Source organism: Pseudomonas sp. M1 (assembly GCF_022760135.1).
GTDB lineage: Bacteria > Pseudomonadota > Gammaproteobacteria > Pseudomonadales > Pseudomonadaceae > Pseudomonas > Pseudomonas citronellolis.
In genome coordinates, this window is record NZ_CP094343.1 from 2,705,408 (window position 1) to 2,721,488 (window position 16,081).

Annotated in this window: 13 protein-coding genes; 6 read left to right on the forward strand and 7 right to left on the reverse strand. The window is 69.2% G+C overall.

Features of this window, described 5'->3' with window-relative positions; genetic code table 11:
• Positions 1-24 precede the first annotated feature (24 nt).
• The 4 genes from PM1_RS12230 (at position 25) to PM1_RS12245 (ending at position 4,986) form a co-directional block, all read left to right on the forward strand.
• Positions 25-1,632, forward strand: a complete 1,608-nt coding sequence (locus PM1_RS12230) for an AMP-binding protein (protein WP_009623024.1) — start codon at positions 25-27, stop codon at positions 1,630-1,632.
• Between the two features lie 61 nt (positions 1,633-1,693).
• On the forward strand, positions 1,694-2,806 hold the full coding sequence (locus PM1_RS12235) for a flavin reductase (protein WP_009623023.1): 1,113 nt from the start codon (positions 1,694-1,696) through the stop codon (positions 2,804-2,806).
• 46 nt (positions 2,807-2,852) lie between these two features.
• Positions 2,853-4,193, forward strand: a complete 1,341-nt coding sequence (locus PM1_RS12240; protein WP_009623022.1) for a spinster family MFS transporter — start codon at positions 2,853-2,855, stop codon at positions 4,191-4,193.
• A gap of 115 nt (positions 4,194-4,308) precedes the next feature.
• Positions 4,309-4,986, forward strand: a complete 678-nt coding sequence (locus PM1_RS12245) for a TetR/AcrR family transcriptional regulator (RefSeq protein WP_024128686.1) — start codon at positions 4,309-4,311, stop codon at positions 4,984-4,986.
• Between the two features lie 52 nt (positions 4,987-5,038).
• Here PM1_RS12245 and PM1_RS12250 read toward each other — a convergent pair whose 3' ends face one another.
• From PM1_RS12250 to PM1_RS12280, 7 genes are all read right to left on the reverse strand, one after another.
• A complete protein-coding gene (locus tag PM1_RS12250; RefSeq protein WP_009623019.1) occupies positions 5,039-5,905 on the reverse strand; it encodes a fumarylacetoacetate hydrolase family protein in 867 nt (288 codons plus the stop codon).
• A gap of 64 nt (positions 5,906-5,969) precedes the next feature.
• The gene (locus PM1_RS12255) at positions 5,970-6,899 is read right to left on the reverse strand and encodes a VOC family protein (RefSeq protein WP_009623017.1); all 930 of its coding nucleotides are present in this window, start codon (positions 6,897-6,899) and stop codon (positions 5,970-5,972) included.
• 40 nt (positions 6,900-6,939) lie between these two features.
• Complete coding sequence (locus tag PM1_RS12260) at positions 6,940-7,455, reverse strand: flavin reductase family protein (RefSeq protein ID WP_009623015.1); 516 nt, start codon at positions 7,453-7,455, stop codon at positions 6,940-6,942.
• A 25-nt stretch (positions 7,456-7,480) separates the two neighbouring features.
• Complete coding sequence (locus PM1_RS12265; protein ID WP_009623013.1) at positions 7,481-8,701, reverse strand: acyl-CoA dehydrogenase family protein; 1,221 nt, start codon at positions 8,699-8,701, stop codon at positions 7,481-7,483.
• Positions 8,702-9,362: 661 nt separating this feature from the next.
• Positions 9,363-10,721, reverse strand: a complete 1,359-nt coding sequence (locus PM1_RS12270; RefSeq protein WP_009623011.1) for a DUF1329 domain-containing protein — start codon at positions 10,719-10,721, stop codon at positions 9,363-9,365.
• A gap of 14 nt (positions 10,722-10,735) precedes the next feature.
• Positions 10,736-12,622, reverse strand: a complete 1,887-nt coding sequence (locus PM1_RS12275; protein ID WP_009623009.1) for a DUF1302 domain-containing protein — start codon at positions 12,620-12,622, stop codon at positions 10,736-10,738.
• A gap of 375 nt (positions 12,623-12,997) precedes the next feature.
• Complete coding sequence (locus PM1_RS12280) at positions 12,998-14,884, reverse strand: acyl-CoA synthetase (RefSeq protein ID WP_009623006.1); 1,887 nt, start codon at positions 14,882-14,884, stop codon at positions 12,998-13,000.
• Between the two features lie 219 nt (positions 14,885-15,103).
• Between PM1_RS12280 and PM1_RS12285 the strand changes: the two genes are divergently transcribed.
• Positions 15,104-15,766 (forward strand): TetR/AcrR family transcriptional regulator, encoded by a 663-nt coding sequence (locus PM1_RS12285; RefSeq protein WP_009623004.1) that lies wholly within the window; start codon positions 15,104-15,106, stop codon positions 15,764-15,766.
• Between the two features lie 83 nt (positions 15,767-15,849).
• Complete coding sequence (locus PM1_RS12290) at positions 15,850-16,074, forward strand: hypothetical protein (RefSeq protein ID WP_009623002.1); 225 nt, start codon at positions 15,850-15,852, stop codon at positions 16,072-16,074.
• Positions 16,075-16,081: the final 7 nt, after the last annotated feature.

A 16,081-nucleotide genomic window follows, 5' to 3' on the forward strand; every position in this document is an offset into this window, starting at 1 on the left:
ACCATAACAACAAGAGGCGAATCCATGAACGTGCATGACTTAGAGGACCTTGGCGGCGGCACCCTGACCGGCCTGCTGGCCCGGCGCGCCCGGCAGGCGCCGGACAACCCGGCGCTGCTGTTCGAGGGCCGCGAGTACAGCTATGCCGAGCTGAACCGCGAGGCCGACCGGCTCGGCTCGGCGCTGATGGCGCAGGGCCTGGGCAAGGGCGACGTGCTGGGCGTGTTCCTCGGCAACCGTCCGGAATACCTGTTCACCACCCTCGGCTCGTCCCGCGCCGGGCTGGTCAACGTGTCGATCAACAACGCCTACAAGGGCGAATTCCTGCACTACGCCCTGGAGCATTCCGGGGTGCAGATACTCATTACCGACTCGCGCCTGGCCCAGGCCGTGGCCCAGCTCGACGAACTGCCGCCGACGTTGCGCACCCTGGTCTACCTCGGCGACGAAGCGCCAGGCATCGACGCGCCGGGGCTGCGGGTGCTGTCCTGGGCCGAGCTGCTCGCCGGCGCCAGCGACGCGCCGCAGTTCCCCCGCGTGGAATACCACGACATCGGCGCCATCAGCTTCACCTCCGGCACCACCGGCAAGAGCAAGGGCGTGGTCGCGCCGCACCTGCAGGGCGTGATCATGGCGCGGGAGACCGCCCAGGCCTTCGGCCTCACCCCGCGCGACCGGCTGTACACCTGCATGCCGCTGTTCCACGGCATGGCCCAGGTGACCACCTGCGCCGCGGCCATCTACGCCGGCGCCTGCATCATCCTGTCGTCGCGCTTCAGTGTCAGCAACCTGTGGAACGAGGTGCGCGAGTCCCGCGCCACCCAGTTCAACGCCCTGGGCTCGATGCTGCACATGCTGCTGTCCACGCCGCCGTCGCCGCGCGACCGCGAGCACGACGTGCAGCTGGTGTTCGCCGCGCCCGCGCCGGCCGAGGTGCTCTACCGCTTCGAGGCGCGCTTCGGCGTGCACGTGCTCGAAGGCTACGGCCAGACCGAGATCAAGAACGTCCTGTACAACCCGCGCCACGGCCGCAAGGTCGGCTCGCTGGGCAAGCCGACCGCCTCGTCGATCCTGGAAATCCACGACGAGCAGGGCAACCGCCTGGCGCCCGGCCAGGTCGGCGAGATCGTCTACCGCCCGCGGCTGCCGCACATCATGCTCAGCCACTACCACCGCAACCCGACCGCGACCCTGGAGAAGATGGCCGGCCTGTGGTGGCACACCGGCGACCTGGGCTCAATGGACGAGGACGGCTTCTTCTACTTCCACGACCGCAAGTCCGACTCGCTGCGCCGGCGCGGCGAGAACATCTCCTCGATGGAGCTGGAGCGCGCCCTGGCGGCCTTCCCCGGGGTGGTGGATGCGGCGGCCATCGGCGTGCGCTCGGACCTGGGCGAGGACGAGGTGATGGTGGTGGTGGAGCACCATGCCCCGCAGGCGCTGGACTTCAGCGCGCTGTTCCAGCACTGCGTGCGGCAACTGCCGCGCTTCATGGTGCCGCGCTACTACCGCGTGGTGCAGGTGCTGCCGCGCACGCCCACCGGCAAGGTGCTCAAGGTCCCCCTGCGCGAAGCCGGGCTGACCGCCGACACCTGGGACCACGTCGCCGTCGGCCTCACGGTTCCGCGCTGAGCCGCGGCTTTCCTCTTCGATCTCGCGGCCGCCCGGCGCGGCCCCTTGCAGGTATGACGACATGACTCTCTCCGTCGCTCCCTTCGACCAGCGGCAACTGCGCGACGTCCTCGGAACCTTCGTCACCGGCGTCACCGTGGTCACCACCCGCGACGCCCGGGGCGTGGCCCACGGCGTCACCGCCAACTCCTTCAGCTCGGTGTCCCTCGACCCGCCGCTGGTGCTCTGGAGCCAGGCGCTGACCTCGCGCAGCTTCGAGGCCTTCCGCGACAGCCGGCATTTCGCGGTGAACATCCTGGCCCACGACCAGGTGGCGCTTTCCGGGCACTTCGCCAAGTCCCGCGAGGATAAGTTCAACGGCGTCGAGCACCACGACGGCCACGGCGGCGCGCCGGTGCTGGCCGGCGCGGCGGCGCACCTGGAATGCGAGCAGGTGGCCGCCTATCCCAGCGGCGACCACCTGATCTACATCGGCCGGGTGCTGCGCATCGGCCACGCCAACCGCCGGCCGCTGGCCTTCGCCGGCGGCCGCTACATGCTCGCGCATTCCTGGGACCTGGAGGCTTCCTACCTGCAGTTCGAACAGGCCCCGGCCTTGCCGCCGCAGGCCCTGCGCAACGTCGTCGCGGCGCTGCCGGAGCTGGCCGCGAGCCTGGGCGAGCACAGCCTGTGCCTGGCGGCCTGGGGCAACCGCGGGCCGGTGGCGCTGCACTGGGAGGCGTCGCGCCAGCCGGTCAGCGAGCACCTGGTCAGCGGCCTGGTCATGCCGGTCACCCGCTCGGCCACCGGCCAGGCCTTCGCCGCCTTCCTGCCGGAGGCCTGGACCACGCCCTTCATCGAGGAGGAACTGCGCCAGTTCGCCGAGCCCGGGCAGGACCTCGATGCACGCCGCGAGCAGTTCCGCGCGGCCCTCGACGAGGTGCGCCGGCGCGGCCTGGCCCGCGAGCTGGGGCCGGCGCCGGCGCGTTTGCACAAAACCGCGGTGAATACTTTCAGCGCACCCATTCGCGACACGAATGGTGACATGATCATGGCGTTGACCTTGGCAGGCAGCCCGGCACGCCTGGGTGCAGACTGGGAGGGCGAGGTTCCCCGGCGCCTGCTCGCGGCCGCCGCCGAACTGTCCCGGCAACTCGGCCACCCGGCGGCGGGCTCCGCGGCCTTGCCGCGCTGAAGCCCGGCGTGCCGGTGTCCATGACAACAAGAACAAGGGAAACACCATGCAGCAGCACAGCCAGCAGGCGGACAATGCCTGGCGCATCCTCTTCCTGCTTTTCCTCGCCAACCTGTTCAATTTCTTCGACCGCACCATCCCGGCGATCCTGGTCGAGCCGATCCGCCACGAGTGGAACCTCAGCGACTTCCAGCTGGGCCTGGCCGGCACCGTGTTCACCCTGGTCTACGCCATCGCCGGCCTGCCCCTGGGGCGCATGGCCGACCGCGGCTCGCGCAGCCGCATCATGGGCTGGGGCCTGGCCACCTGGAGCGGGCTGACCGCGCTCAACGGGCTGGCCTGGAACTACACCAGCTTCCTGCTCATCCGCATGGGCATCGGTGTCGGCGAGGCCAGCTACGGGCCGGCCGCCAGCTCGCTGATCGGCGACCTGTTCCCGGCCCACAAGCGCGCCCGCGCCATGGGCATCTTCATGCTCGGCCTGCCGCTGGGGCTGATCCTGGCGTTCTTCACCACCGGCGCCATCGTCAAGGCCTTCGACAGCTGGCGCGCGCCTTTCTTCATCGCCGCGGTGCCGGGGCTGCTGCTGGCGTTCTTCACCCTGCGCATCCGCGAGCCGGCACGTGGCGCGGCCGACGGCGTGGTCGCCGACAGCACGCCGGTGGCGCGCCCCATGCGCCGGGTGCTGGCGATCCGTACCTTCTGGTGGCTGATCCTCGCCGGGCTGGCGTTCAACTTCGCCAGCTACGCCTGCAACTCGTTCATGGTGCCGCTGCTGCAGCGCTACTTCCTGCTGCCGCTGGAGCAGGCGGGCATCGCGACCGGGCTGATCGTCGGCCTGACCGGACTGATCGGCCTCACCGCCGGCGGCTGGGTCGCCGACTACCTGCACCAGCGCAGCCGCAGCGGGCGCCTGCTGTTCGCCGCCTTCAGCATGCTGGTGGCCGCGCTGGCCACCGGCGGCGCCTTGCTCGCCGGGCGCATCGATACCGGCCTGTTCATCGCCGTGTTCGGCGTCGGCTGGCTGTTCTCCTACGCCTTCTTCACCTGCGTCTACACGGCGATCCAGGACGTCATCGAGCCGCGCCTGCGGGCCACCGCGATGGCCCTGTACTTCATCTTCCTCTACCTGCTCGGCGGCGGCCTGGGGCCGATCGTGGTGGGCCTGCTCTCCGACCACTTCTCGCACCTGGCGATGCTCGCCGCCGGCACCGGGCAGATGCGCGAGGAGTTCCGCGCCCTGGGCCTGCACGACGCCATGCTGCTGATCCCGGTGTCGCTGCTGCTGTGCATGCTGGCGCTGCTGATGGGGGCGCGCACCTACGCCGCCGATGCCCACCGGCAGAGCGCCGCGCTAAGCGAGGCCACGCCCCAGGGCGCCAGCTGAGGCCCGGTCGGCCGAGCGCCGCGGCCGACCAGCGCTCGGCCGGGCCACTGCTGTAGAGTACGCCTTCGCAAAGCTCCGCCCCGCGGAGCGCAAGGGCGTGATCGAAGGACGGCGCATGTCGAGCAGAAAGCCACACAACCAGCCCGGGGCGCCCGCGCCCCAAGCGGATGCCGGCGCGGCCACGCGCAACGCCAAGGCGCGCTCGCGCACCCGCGCCAAGCTGATCCGCGCGGCGCGCGAGGTCATGGGCCGGCAGGGCATCGAGGCCACCGCCATCGGCGAGATCACCGAGCGCGCCGAGCTGTCGCTGGGCTCGTTCTACAACTACTTCAGCAGCAAGGAAGCGATCGCCCGCGCGGTGTTCATCGAGGACGCCCTGGCCCTGGCGGACCTGCTGGACGCCGAGGCCGCGAACAGCCGCGACATCGTCGAGCAGGTCGGCCACAACATCCGCAGGACGCTGCACCATGCGCTGCACGACCCGGTGTGGGGCTGGTTCTTCATCCACTCGGCGCACAGCATCAACGACCTCGGCGCCACCCTCGGCAGCCGGCTGCTGCGGGACCTGCGCAGCGGCGCGCAGCAGGGATCGTTCGCCATTGCCGACGCGCAGGCCGCGGCCGACTGCATCATCGGCGGCTGCCTCTACCTGTTGCGGCAGATTCTCGAAGGCGAGCGGCAGGCCAGCGCCATCGAAGGCGCGGTGGAGTTCTTCCTGCTCGGCCTGGGCGTTGCCGGGGAAGCGGCCGGGCGGGTGGCGCACCGGCCGTTGGCGGCGGGTTCCAGCGCCTGAGGCTGGATGAGGGGAACCCCGCGCGGCTTGTGGCTGCGCGGGGTGGGCGCGGTCAGCGCGGTTCGGCGATGACGCGGTTCTCGATGTGGCCGATGCCGTCGATCTCCACGCGCATCACGTCGCCGACGGCGAGGAAGCGCGGCGGGTCCATGGCCAGGCCGATGCCGGCCGGGGTGCCGGTGATCAGGATGTCGCCGGGCTGCAGGGTCATGACCTGGCTGAGGTAGGCGATCTGCTTGGCGACGCTGTAGGTCATCTTCGCGGTGGAGGATTCCTGGCGCGTCTCGCCGTTGACCTGCAGGCGGATGTTCAGCGCCTGCGGGTCGGCGATCTCGTCGGCGGTGACGATCCACGGGCCGATCGGGCCGTGGGTGTCGAAGGACTTGCCGAGCGTCCAGGTCGGGCTCTTGGCTTGCCAGTCGCGGGCGCTGACGTCGTTGGCGACGAAGTAGCCGGCGACGTGTTCCAGGGCCTGTTCCTCATCGATGTAGCGCCCCGGCTTGCCGATCACCACGCCCAGCTCGGCCTCGTAGTCCATGCGCTCGCACACGGCGGGGTAGTGCACGTCGTCGAACGGGCCGGTGATGCAGGACACCTGCTTGCTGAACCACACCTGGGAGGTGGGGATGGGTACGCCGGCGCGGCGCGCTTCGGCTTCGTGGTCCTTGTAGTTCATGCCCAGGGCCATGAACTTGGACGGCCGCAGGATGGGCGCGCCCAGGCGCACCTCTTCCAGCGCCAGGCGGTTGCCGGCGTGGCCCCGCAGGGTGCGCGCGGCTTCCAGGGCCGCGGGCGAGGCGAGGATGTCGGCGACGTCGCGGGCGCCGGCGGGCAGCACTTCGGACAGGTCGATCAGGTATTGGCCCTCGACCTTGCCCAGGGAGGTGCGGCCGTTGTGGCTGTAGCGTGCGAGTTTCATGGGGTTTCCTCTTGTGCGTTGCCGCCCCGGGCGGTGGCCGGGGCGGGGCTGGGGTGGGGACGGCTCAGTTCAGGAAGTCCGGCGACAGCGGCGGCGCCCATTGCGCGAAGGCGTCCGGCGTGAGCGGCTCGTGGGTGGTGGGCGTGGCGTCGTTGACCAGGTCGCCGTCGGTCCAGTGCTCGATCTTGTTGCCGAAGGGGTCGCGCCAGTAGTCGAACACCTGGCTGCCCTGGATGTGCCGGCCGATGCCCCAGGCGTGCTGGCGCTCGCGGGCCGCCAGGTGCTGGTTGCCGCGCACCAGGTCGTCCCAGTCCAGCACCTCGAAGGCGCTGTGGTCGAAATCGCGCTCCTGGCTGCCGATGTTGATCAGCGCCACGGTGTGGTGGTCGGTGTAGTGCTCGCCCAGGCCGCAATGCAGGAAGGCGGCGACCATGTTTTCCGGCGCCTGCGCGTAGTAGCTGTCGGAAATCCGCAGGCCCAGCACCTTCTGGTAGAAGTCCATCATGGCCGGGAAGTCGACGGTCTTGAGCACCACGTGGCCCAGGCGCATGACGTGCGAGGGGCCGGCCGGCACCCGCGCGGCCTGGCCCAGGCGCGGGCGCTGCTGGGCGTTGTTCAGGCGCAGCGCGGCGCGGGTGGGGGCGGCCTGGACCACTTCGCCGCCGTGCAGCAGGTCGACGCGGAAGCCGTCGGGGTCGGCGAGGGTGACGATGGAGCCGGCGCCCAGTTCGTCGTTGTCACGCACCTGGGTGCCGAACTCGGCGGCGATGCGCTGCAGGTCGGCCAGCTCCTGGGCGATGAGGCCGATGCCCAGGGCCTGGCGCGGGCCCAGCTGGGAGATGTGCAGCGGATAGCCGCCGGCGTAGGAGCCCATGTACAGGGCGGTGTCGGTCCTGCGTTGTTGCCGCATGCCGAAGTCCTCGAGGAACGCGGCCTGGGCGTCCAGGTCCGGGACCTGGTAGCGGACGTAAGCGATGTCGCGCACGCTGATCATGTTTGTGCACTCTTGTTGTCGTTCGTGAAGGAAAGGCGGCTCAGCCGAAGTCGTGCCAGCAGTGGCTGGGGTCCAGGGCATGCAGCTGCTTGTAGGCGCCGGAGAAGAACAGCAGCGGGCGGCCATCGGACTCCTCGATGGCCTCGACGTCGGCCGTGTAGATCAGGTGATCGCCGCCGGGGTACACCGCGTTGGCGCGCACCGCCAGCTGTACCAGCGCGCCCTGCAGCAGCGGGGTGCCGCGGTGCTCGCCGAAGGCGACCTGGCAAGCCGCATCCGGGCGGCCGCCGAAGTGCCGGCTCAGCGCCTCGTGCTCCTCGCGCAGGAAGGCGATGCCGAAGCCGTCGCCGGGCTTCACGCTGCCGGCGAAGCGCGACTCCTTGCGGATCGACACCAGCACCATCGGCGGGTCCACCGAGAGCGACATGAAGGCGTTGGCGGTCATGCCCGCCGGCTGCCCCTCGTGCTGGTAGGTGATGACGGTGACGCCGGTGGCGAACTTGCCCATCACCCGGCGAAAGCGCTTGGCATCGAGTGCCGCTGTCTGCATGTCCATGGGCTTCTCCTGGCTGGCCACGGGTTCAGATGAAGGGCGTGCCCGGTTCCATGCCGCAGAGGATGCGGCCGTAGGTCTCGAAGTTGGTGGCCGGGGTGACGATGCCGTGCAGCGAGGCGATGCGCGCGTCCTGCCAGAGGCGGTTGAAGGGGTTGCCCACCGTGGCCAGGGAGCCGCCGGAGGCGGTGGCCAGCATGTCCACGGCTTCCCACAGCAGCTTCTCGGCGAAGCCGACGTCGCGGCGCACCCGGGCGCGGTCGAGGAACTCCATGTAGCGGCCGTCGCGGGCGCAGGCGTCCAGCGCGTCGGCGTGCTTCTCCAGGATGGCGCGCGCGCCCTCCAGCTTGGCCGAGGCCTCGCCGAGCATCAGGTGGGTGACCGGCGCCTCGGCCTGCTTGGTGTACCAGCTGTACTGGATGCCGCGGCGCGGCAGGCCTTCGAGGAAGGTTTCCAGGGCGGCGACGCCCAGGCCCAGGGCGGGGAAGGCGAGGATGATCGCCAGCATCGGCATGCAGGCGACGCTGTACAGCGGCTCGTCCGCCAGATGCGTCGACTCGTAGTCGCCGACGATGGCCTTGCTCACCGAGGTGACCCGCGCATCCGGCACGAAGACGTTGCTCACCGAGACGCTGGAGCTGCCGCTGCCGGAAATGCCGATCACGTTCCAGTCGTCGAGGATCTTCACCTGCGAGGTGGGGACCAGCGACACGCCCTGGTCGATCACGTTGCCGGCGGCGTCGACGATGGGGATGCCCAGCAGGTCCCAGTTGGCGTGGTAGATGCCGGAGTTGAAGCCCCACAGGCCTTCCTCGATCAGGTAGCCGCCCTCGACCTTCTTCACCACCGCCTTGCGCGGCGAGAGCACGCCGACCACGCGGGCCTTGGGCCCCTCGCCGAACAGCTCCTCGGCGGCTTGCTCGCCGAAGAAGGTCGCGGCGCTCCAGGTGCTGACGTTGGTCAGGGCGGTGACCCAGGCCACCGAGGCATCGGCCTTGCCCAGCTCGGCGACGACTTCCAGGAAGGTGCGCACCGACACCGAGGGGCCGCCGTACTTGCGCGGCGTGGTCATGCTCAGCAGGCCGCCGGCCTCGAGGTCGGCGATGGTCTCGGCGGGCAGCCGGCCGAGGGCGGCGGTTTCTTTGGCGCGGGCTTTGAGGGTGGGGGTCAGCGAGGCGGCGTAGGCACGCAGGTCGTCGGCGCTGCGCTCGGTTCTGGCGGGTGTTGCGGCATAGGCGATGGTGCTCATGGAAATACCTTTGTCTTGTCGATTGTTATCAAGGCTCTTCTGCGCCTCCCCCGGCTGAGCTGGGAGGGGAGGGTGGTTTGATACTAGCATCAAATTTGAAGGATATTCAAAAAATAAAATCGACGAGATGAAGGTGAGGATTGGAGGGCGTGTGGTGGGTGGCTGGTGTGGCTTTTCGTAGGAGCTTGCTCGCGAACGGGGCTCGCCGGTGGCTTCGGTGTTTTGGATTAACTCCGCTCCCTCTCCCTAACCCTCGGCTGCGCGCCCCGCCCTGAAGGGAGAGGGGACCGTTCGGAGTGGACTGGCTTTCCCGAGTTAGCCGGCAAGCGCGGTGGTTTCCGGCTGGAACCATTCCTTCTCTCGGCACGGACTAGCCCCCTCTCCCTTCAGGGCGGGGCGCGCAGCCGAGGGCTGGGGAGAGGGTGTTCTTGGTCCTGGCGCCGAAGCCCCCGGAAGCCTCGTTTGCGAGCTTGCTCGCTCCTACGAAAAGCAACCTCTGCCGCGGTGCACGAAGTCCTCGATGCCTTCCCGGGGATGTCTGCGCGCCGCTGCGGCGCCCGTGCCGGCGGCGGAAAAAAAGCAGCCACCTGGGTGGCTGCAAGGCGTTGCGTCAGGAGTTGCAGGGGCAGGCCGGGGCCCGCCCATGCCCGGGGCGGCGTGCTCAGCGCACGCCGGCATTCCTCAGCGCGGTCGGGGTGAAGTCGGCGGCCACCGCCTTCACGCCGAACTCGATGGCGTTGCGTTCCTGGTTGCGCATGCCCGAGGCGATGTAGCGGCCGTTCTGCAGGTCGTACAGGGTTTCCACCGCCAGCCACGGCACCTTCACGTCGTAGAAGGGTTCCATGTGGCCCTCGGCGACGCGCCACAGGTTGCCGCGGCCGTCGTAGTGGTCGGCCAGGGCGATCTGCCAGGAGTCCTCGTCGACGAAGTACACGCGCTTGGCGTAGATGTGCCGGGCGCCGGGCTTGAGGTTGGCCTCCACCACCCACACGCGATGCAGCTCGTAGCGGGTCAGGTCGGGGTTGAGGTGGCCGGCCTTGATCACGTCGGTGTACTGCTTGCCGGGCGCGTCCAGGGCGAAGGCGTTGTAGGGGATGTACATCTCGCGCTTGCCCAGCAGCTTCCAGGTGTAGCGGTCCTGGGCGCCGTTGTACAAGTCGAAGTTGTCGCCCACGCGCTGGCCCTCGGAGGCCGGGTAGGGGCCGTCGTAGGCCACCTGCGGGGCGCGTCGCACGCGGCGCTGGCCGGCGTTGTAGATCCACGCCTGGCGCGGCTCGGCGACCTGGTCGATGGTCTCGTGCACCAGCAGCACGTCACCGGCCAGGCGCGCCGGCGCGGTCACCGCTTCCTTGTAGTAGAAGAGCACGTTGCCGGGGTTGCCCGGGTCGAACTCCTTGAGCCGGTCGCGGTAGGTGAACTGCAGCTGGAAGAACACCGGAGTGAAGCCGCCGTCCTTGTCCGGGGTGGCCTGCACGCTCAGGCGCTTGACGCTGCCGCCGCGGTAGCGGGTGGTGTGGTTCCACATCACTTCCTGGGCGTTCTGCGGGATGGGGAAGGGGTAGGCGGTGAGGAAGTCGGCCAGGCCGTTGCCGTCCTTGACCATCTTCGCGTGCAGGGCGTTGGCCTTGGCGTCGTTGTAGATGGCGTCGGGCAGCGAGACGCTGCGGTGGCTCGGGTACACCGGCATGCGGTAGCTGTCCGGGTAGCGCTTGAACATCGCCAGTTGGCCGGGGCTGAGCTTGTCCTTGTACTTGTCGACGTTCTTCGCGTCGATGACGAACAGCGGTTTCTCCGCCGCGTAGGGGTTGCTCAGGAAGCCCGCGCCGTCCTTGCTGCCGGCGTTGCTGGGCAGCCCGCCGGTCCATTCGGGAATGCTGCCGTCGGCGTTGCCGGCGCGCTCGGCGCCCAGCGGGGTGAGGCGCTTGCCCAGCTCCGCGGCCTGTTCCGGGGAGACGGCGGCGAGGGCGCTGCCGGCCAGCAGTGAGAGGCCGAGGGTGGTGCCTTTGATCAGGTGGTTCATGAGGGGACTCCGGCTCAGAAGGACATGCCGACGCTGAAGGCGACGAAGTCGCGATCGACGTTGGTGTTGTAGCGGCCATCGAAGAAGTCGGTGACCGACAGGCTGGCGCTGTAGGTGTTGCGGTAGTCGGCGTCGATGCCGAGGCTGACGGCCTTGCTGCCTTCGTTGAAGCCCGGCTCCGGCGCGTAGCCTTCGACGTCGTGGGACCAGGCGATGTTGGGCTTGAGCGTCACCGAGGGGATCAGGTTGCTGTACTCCCAGATGGCGCGCATGCGGTAGCCCCAGGAGAAGTCGGTGGTGAAGCCGTGGTCGTTGCAATTGCGCGCGGTCGCCGGGCTGTTGGAGGCCTGGCACAGGCTGTTGTCGGGGTACAGCGCACCCTGGCCGAACACCGGGTCGCGGCCATAGCGCAGGCCGCCCTTGCCTTCGAGGTTGCCGACGTGGACCGCGCCGACCTCGCCGATCAGCGTCACCCGGTCGGCGCCCATCACCTGGTCGAAGAACTGCACGGCGGTGACTTGCGCCTGGGTCACCGGCTTGCGCTGGTAGCCCTGGATCAGTGCGTCGTCGGCCACCGGATAGGCGCCCGAGGACAGCAGCGGGGAGAGGGCGGAGATGCCGCTGGAGGCCGACACCTGGTCCACCGCGTTGAGCTGCAGCGGCATGTTCGGCCGGTAGCTGATCTCGCCGGACAGCGCCGTGCCGGTGGGCAGGGTGGTGGCGAAGCTCAGGCCGTAGAGGCGGATGTCCTCGGGGTAGGTGACCTGGTACCTGGAGGTGCCCAGGCGGTAGGCCACCGCCAGGTCGTTCAGCGCAGGTCCCAGGGCGCCGGCGCAGGCGCCGGGGTCGCCGATGCCGAGGTTGCCGCACAGCTGCGGGACGAAGTTCAGGTTGTCGGCGTTGGGGCTGGAGTAGGAGTTAACGTAGGGCTGGCGGCTGTGGTAGTTGATGAAGTAGGCGCCGAACTCGGTGTCCAGGCTCGGCACCATCCAGCGCAGCGCCACGCCGAACTGGCCGCTGTCGCGCGCATCGTCGTCGCCCAGGCGCGGCACCACGATGCCCTGGCGGCTGAGGTTGATGCCGAAGGGCGTCAGCGCCGCCATGGCCGCCGGGTTGCCGGTCAGGTTCGGGCCCACCGGCACGCCGTTGCAGCCGTCGGGGACGAAGTCGTTCTGCGAGAAGAAGGTGCCGCAGTTGTCGATCACCGTCTGCTGCCAGCCGAGCTGGTAGAAGCCCTCGGCGGACAGGTCGTCGGTGATGGCCTGGGACAGGTAGAACATGTTCACCGGGATCAGGCCTTCCTTGATCTCGGCGCCGGGGCGGCGGAACGCCGAGACGTCCACCGGGTTGATGCTGTTGATGCCGCCCTGGATGAAGGTGCTTTCGCCCCAGCTGACCACCTGCCGGCCCAGGCGCACGGTGCCGGGCAGGTCGGCGATGCTGTAGTTGTGGTAGAGGAAGGCATCGAGCAACTGCCCGCCGGAGGACTTGGCGCCTTCCTCGCGGCCGTGGTCGTCGATGTCCTGGACGAGGCGGTGCTCGTCCTTGAGCTCGAAGTCGTACCAGTACTTGCCGCGGACGAACACGCCGCTGTCGCCGTATTTCAGTTCCAGTTCGTGCAGGCCCTTGAAGATCTTCGAGAAGGTCTCGCCCTTCTTGAAGTTCAGGCGGCCGTCGTCGGTACCGGTGGCGAGGCCCTTGCCGCCGTTGTTCTCGCCGACCAGCTTGGAATCGGCGTCACGCAGGGCCCAGCTGGCGCCCAGGCTGAAGGTGCTGTCGAACTGGCCTTCGATCTCGCCGGCGTTGAAGGTCACGCCGTAGGCCGGCACGGCCAGACTGCCGGCCAGGCCGAGCGCCAGGGGCACGCAGGCGCGGTACCGGAACATGGGTTTGTGGTTCATGACTCATACCTTTTTGTTGTTGTGTGGCATGCAGTGCACTTTTTTCGGGGCAGACAGGTCCCCTGCGAGGAACGCGGCGTTCTTCGCGGCGGCGACGTGAAAGGTTCCCTTGCTCGAGAAAATCCGGAAGCGGCAGGCACTGGGCTCATCCAGGGCAATGGCTGTGCCAGGCGCGGTGCGCGGCGCCTTGCCCGGCCAGTGCCGGTGAGGGCTTCCTATTGATTCCTATGGTGTTTTTCCGTGGTCTGGGCCCTCGCTCGGTCGGTTGCGGTCAAACTTCGGTGGCGCCTTGCTTGCGACTTACAGCAAATCCCCGGCTTTTCCCGCCGGGGCGGTTGGCGAAAATTCGTCAATGCGCGGGCAGGGCGCGGTCGTTCATGGCAGGCATTCGACCTGGAAGGCGTAGCGCCCCAGCGCCGCAGCCAGGTCGTGGCGGTCCGGGCCCTGGAGCCGGGCGAGGGTGCCGCGGCGGCCGTCCTGGACGACTTCCACTTCCACCGCGTAGCCGGCCTGGGCGGCCTCCTGGCGCACCACGCGCTCGATCTCGCGGCGTTGCAGGGCGGGCTTGAACAGCTTGCCCACCGGCGTCACCGGCAGGCTGGCGAGAATCTCGATGCGCTTGGGCACCGCGGCGCGCTCGCTGACGTGGCGGGCGGCGAAGGCCAGCAGTTCCTCGCTGTCGGCCCGGGCGCCCTGCACCAGCTGCACGTAGGCCACCGGCACCTCGCCGGCGTAGGCGTCCGGGCTGCCCACCGCGGCCGCCAGGGCCACCGCCGGGTGCCCCTGCAGGGCCTCCTCGATCTGCTTGGGATCGATGTTGTGGCCGCCGCGGATGATCAGTTCCTTCTTGCGCCCGGTGAGCCAGAAGTAGCCCTCGGCATCCAGGCGCCCGAGGTCGCCGCTGTTCAGCCAGCGCTGGCCGTCGATGTCCAGCCACACGCCACGGTTGTGCGCCTCGTCCAGGTAGCCGGCGAACAGGTTGGGCCCGCGCAGGACGATGGCGCCCACTTCATCCACCTCGGCGTCGCGCAGGTAGCGGCCGTCGTCGTCGAGGACCACCGCGCGCATCGGCTGGTAGGGCAGGCGCAGGCCGATGGAGCCGATGCGCCGCTCGCCGTCGGGCAGGTTGCAGGACGATACGCAGGTGCCCTCGGTCAGCCCGTAGCCTTCGAGGATGCGCACGCCGCTGACGCGCTCGAACTCGCGGAACAGCTCCACCGGCATGGGCGCGGCGCCGCACAGCGCGTAGTCCAGGCTGGAGATGTCGGCATCGCCCACCGGCTGCTGCAGCAACGTGGCGTAGACGGTGGGCACGCCGGAGAAGAAGGTGATCCGGTAGTGCTCGACGATCCGCCAGAAGCGCGCGAGCAACCCGGCGCTGCGGTAGCCCTGGGGCGTGCCGAGGATGACGTGGCCGCCCTGCAGCCAGGGGCGCAGCCCGGTCACCAGCTGGGCATTCACGTGGAACAGCGGCAGGCCGCAGAAGTAGCGCTCGTTGGCTGGGTCGCCGGCCAGCACGGCGCCCAGCGCCCAGGCGTCGAAGACCTCGGCGCCGTGGGTGCGCACGGCGATCTTCGGCAGGCCGGTGGTGCCGCCGGTACAGAAGTACGAGGACGGGTCCGTGGCCTGGATGACGCGGCCGCTGGCCAGGCGGTCGGCCGGCTGTTCCGCCAGCAGGCCATGCAGGTCGTGGACGTTGCGGCCCTGGCGTTGCCGCTCGACATGCTCGCGCAAGGCCTGGGCGCGCTCGGCGTCCAGGTAGGGCGCGGTGCTCACCCAGACCACTTCGCGCAGCGCCGGCAACTGGTCGAGGTGCGGGGCGAGGCGCTCCCAGGTGTCCTGCCCCGGCGTCGGTTCCAGGGTCACCAGCACCTTGGCGTTGGCCGCGCGCAGCAGGTCGGCCATCTGCGCGCCATCCAGCAGCGGGTTGATCGGCATGACGATGCCCGCCGCCTCGCCGCCCCAGGTGCAGAAATGGGTTTCCGGCAGGTTCGGCAGCACCAGCGCCACCACGTCGTCCGGGCCGACGCCCAGCGCGTGCAGGGCGTTGGCCGTGCGGGTGATGCGGGCGAACAGTTCGGCATGGCTCCAGTGCCAGGCCTGCTGGTAATGTTCGGCATCGAAGAAGAAGCTCAGCGCCGGGGCCTCCGGGCTGCGTTGCGCGCTGCGCTGCAGGGCCGCGTAGGTGTTCTGCGGCAGGTCGTGGGCGGCGAGCGGGGTGCGTTCCAGGTGTTCGATGTCGGCCAGGTTGCGCAGGATCATGCGGCGCACCCTCCGGCGGCGACGTGGCTGCCGGCAGATACCGGCAGGCGGGAGCGAAGGGCACTGGGGCTGCACGCAAAGGCAATGCGTTGTTGGATGGGCATCGGGGCCGGCTCCATTGTTATTGTTTGGAAGCGTTAATTGAATGTATTTCAGAAATGAAAGATTTTCAATACCTGGCCCGTCCGCTATTCTTCGTGGCGAGCAAACGGAGCATCTATGGCCATAGGCAAACGAGACAGGACACGCAGCAAACTGCTGATCGCGGCCCAGGAACTGGCCCTCGAAGGCGGGGCGGGCGCCCTGACGGTCTACAACCTGACCGAGCGGGCCGAAATGGCCCCCGGCACCTTCTACAACTACTACCGGACCCGCGAGGACGTGCTGGACGACGTCTTCGAATTGCTGGTCATGGCCGCCCGCCAGGCCGTCGTCGAAGTCACCGAGGGGATGACGGACCTGCGCGCCATAGTCGCCACCTCCGTGCGCCAGACCTTGCGCATGGCAGCGCCGGGGCACGCCGTCGGCCATCTGCTGTTCGACGCCAACCTCCCCACCCAGCACTTCATCCTGGGCGTGCGGCAGTTCTTCCGGCGCGACCTGGAGAACGGCATGGACAACGGCGCCTTTCACGTCAGCAACGAGTCCGCGGTGATCGCGATGGTTTCCGGCAGTTCCTACGGCGTGATGCAGGAGATCTACCAGGGCCGGCTGCCCATGGCGATGATCGAGGACGTCGCCGAGCTGACCCTCGGCCTGCTGGGCGTGGAAGCCTCCGTTGCCGCGGCCCAGGCCCGCCTGCCCATCGATTTCAGGGCGCCGCCGAAGCTGCCGCTGATCGCCACCGAACTGCTCCCGCCGCTGGGCGCCGCGGCGCGCTAGCGGCGGCGGGGCTGCTTCCGTCGTATTGCCCGCAGGCCCGCGGGCATCGAGAATGCAGCCTTCCGAGCCAGAGGTGAGCGGCCATGATCCTGCGCGGTATGGCACAGATGCATATCGACGACCTGCCTCCCGGGTTCCAGTCGCTGGTCCGCGGGCTGGCGGATGGGGAGCCGTTGGGGTTCGTCTGGGTGGTGTTCTACCAGGGGCGTATTTTCGGGGCCTATCCCTGTGCGGACCAGGCGTTGCGCAAGGTGACCGAGATCGAGCATTGCATCAGCGAGGACGAGGTGCCGAGCGCGCAGGGGTGAGGGCTGG

What these genes read in the sequence shown, in the direction of transcription:
- PM1_RS12270 (WP_009623011.1), bottom strand. Translation starts at nt 10,721, where the DNA reads ATGAACCACCTGATCAAAGGCACCACCCTCGGCCTCTCACTGCTGGCC.
- PM1_RS12280 (WP_009623006.1), bottom strand. Translation starts at nt 14,884, where the DNA reads ATGATCCTGCGCAACCTGGCCGACATCGAACACCTGGAACGCACCCCG.
- PM1_RS12245 (WP_024128686.1), top strand. Translation starts at nt 4,309, where the DNA reads ATGTCGAGCAGAAAGCCACACAACCAGCCCGGGGCGCCCGCGCCCCAA.
- PM1_RS12275 (WP_009623009.1), bottom strand. Translation starts at nt 12,622, where the DNA reads ATGAACCACAAACCCATGTTCCGGTACCGCGCCTGCGTGCCCCTGGCG.
- PM1_RS12250 (WP_009623019.1), bottom strand. Translation starts at nt 5,905, where the DNA reads ATGAAACTCGCACGCTACAGCCACAACGGCCGCACCTCCCTGGGCAAG.
- PM1_RS12240 (WP_009623022.1), top strand. Translation starts at nt 2,853, where the DNA reads ATGCAGCAGCACAGCCAGCAGGCGGACAATGCCTGGCGCATCCTCTTC.
- PM1_RS12235 (WP_009623023.1), top strand. Translation starts at nt 1,694, where the DNA reads ATGACTCTCTCCGTCGCTCCCTTCGACCAGCGGCAACTGCGCGACGTC.
- PM1_RS12285 (WP_009623004.1), top strand. Translation starts at nt 15,104, where the DNA reads ATGGCCATAGGCAAACGAGACAGGACACGCAGCAAACTGCTGATCGCG.
- PM1_RS12255 (WP_009623017.1), bottom strand. Translation starts at nt 6,899, where the DNA reads ATGATCAGCGTGCGCGACATCGCTTACGTCCGCTACCAGGTCCCGGAC.
- PM1_RS12290 (WP_009623002.1), top strand. Translation starts at nt 15,850, where the DNA reads ATGATCCTGCGCGGTATGGCACAGATGCATATCGACGACCTGCCTCCC.
- PM1_RS12265 (WP_009623013.1), bottom strand. Translation starts at nt 8,701, where the DNA reads ATGAGCACCATCGCCTATGCCGCAACACCCGCCAGAACCGAGCGCAGC.
- PM1_RS12230 (WP_009623024.1), top strand. Translation starts at nt 25, where the DNA reads ATGAACGTGCATGACTTAGAGGACCTTGGCGGCGGCACCCTGACCGGC.
- PM1_RS12260 (WP_009623015.1), bottom strand. Translation starts at nt 7,455, where the DNA reads ATGGACATGCAGACAGCGGCACTCGATGCCAAGCGCTTTCGCCGGGTG.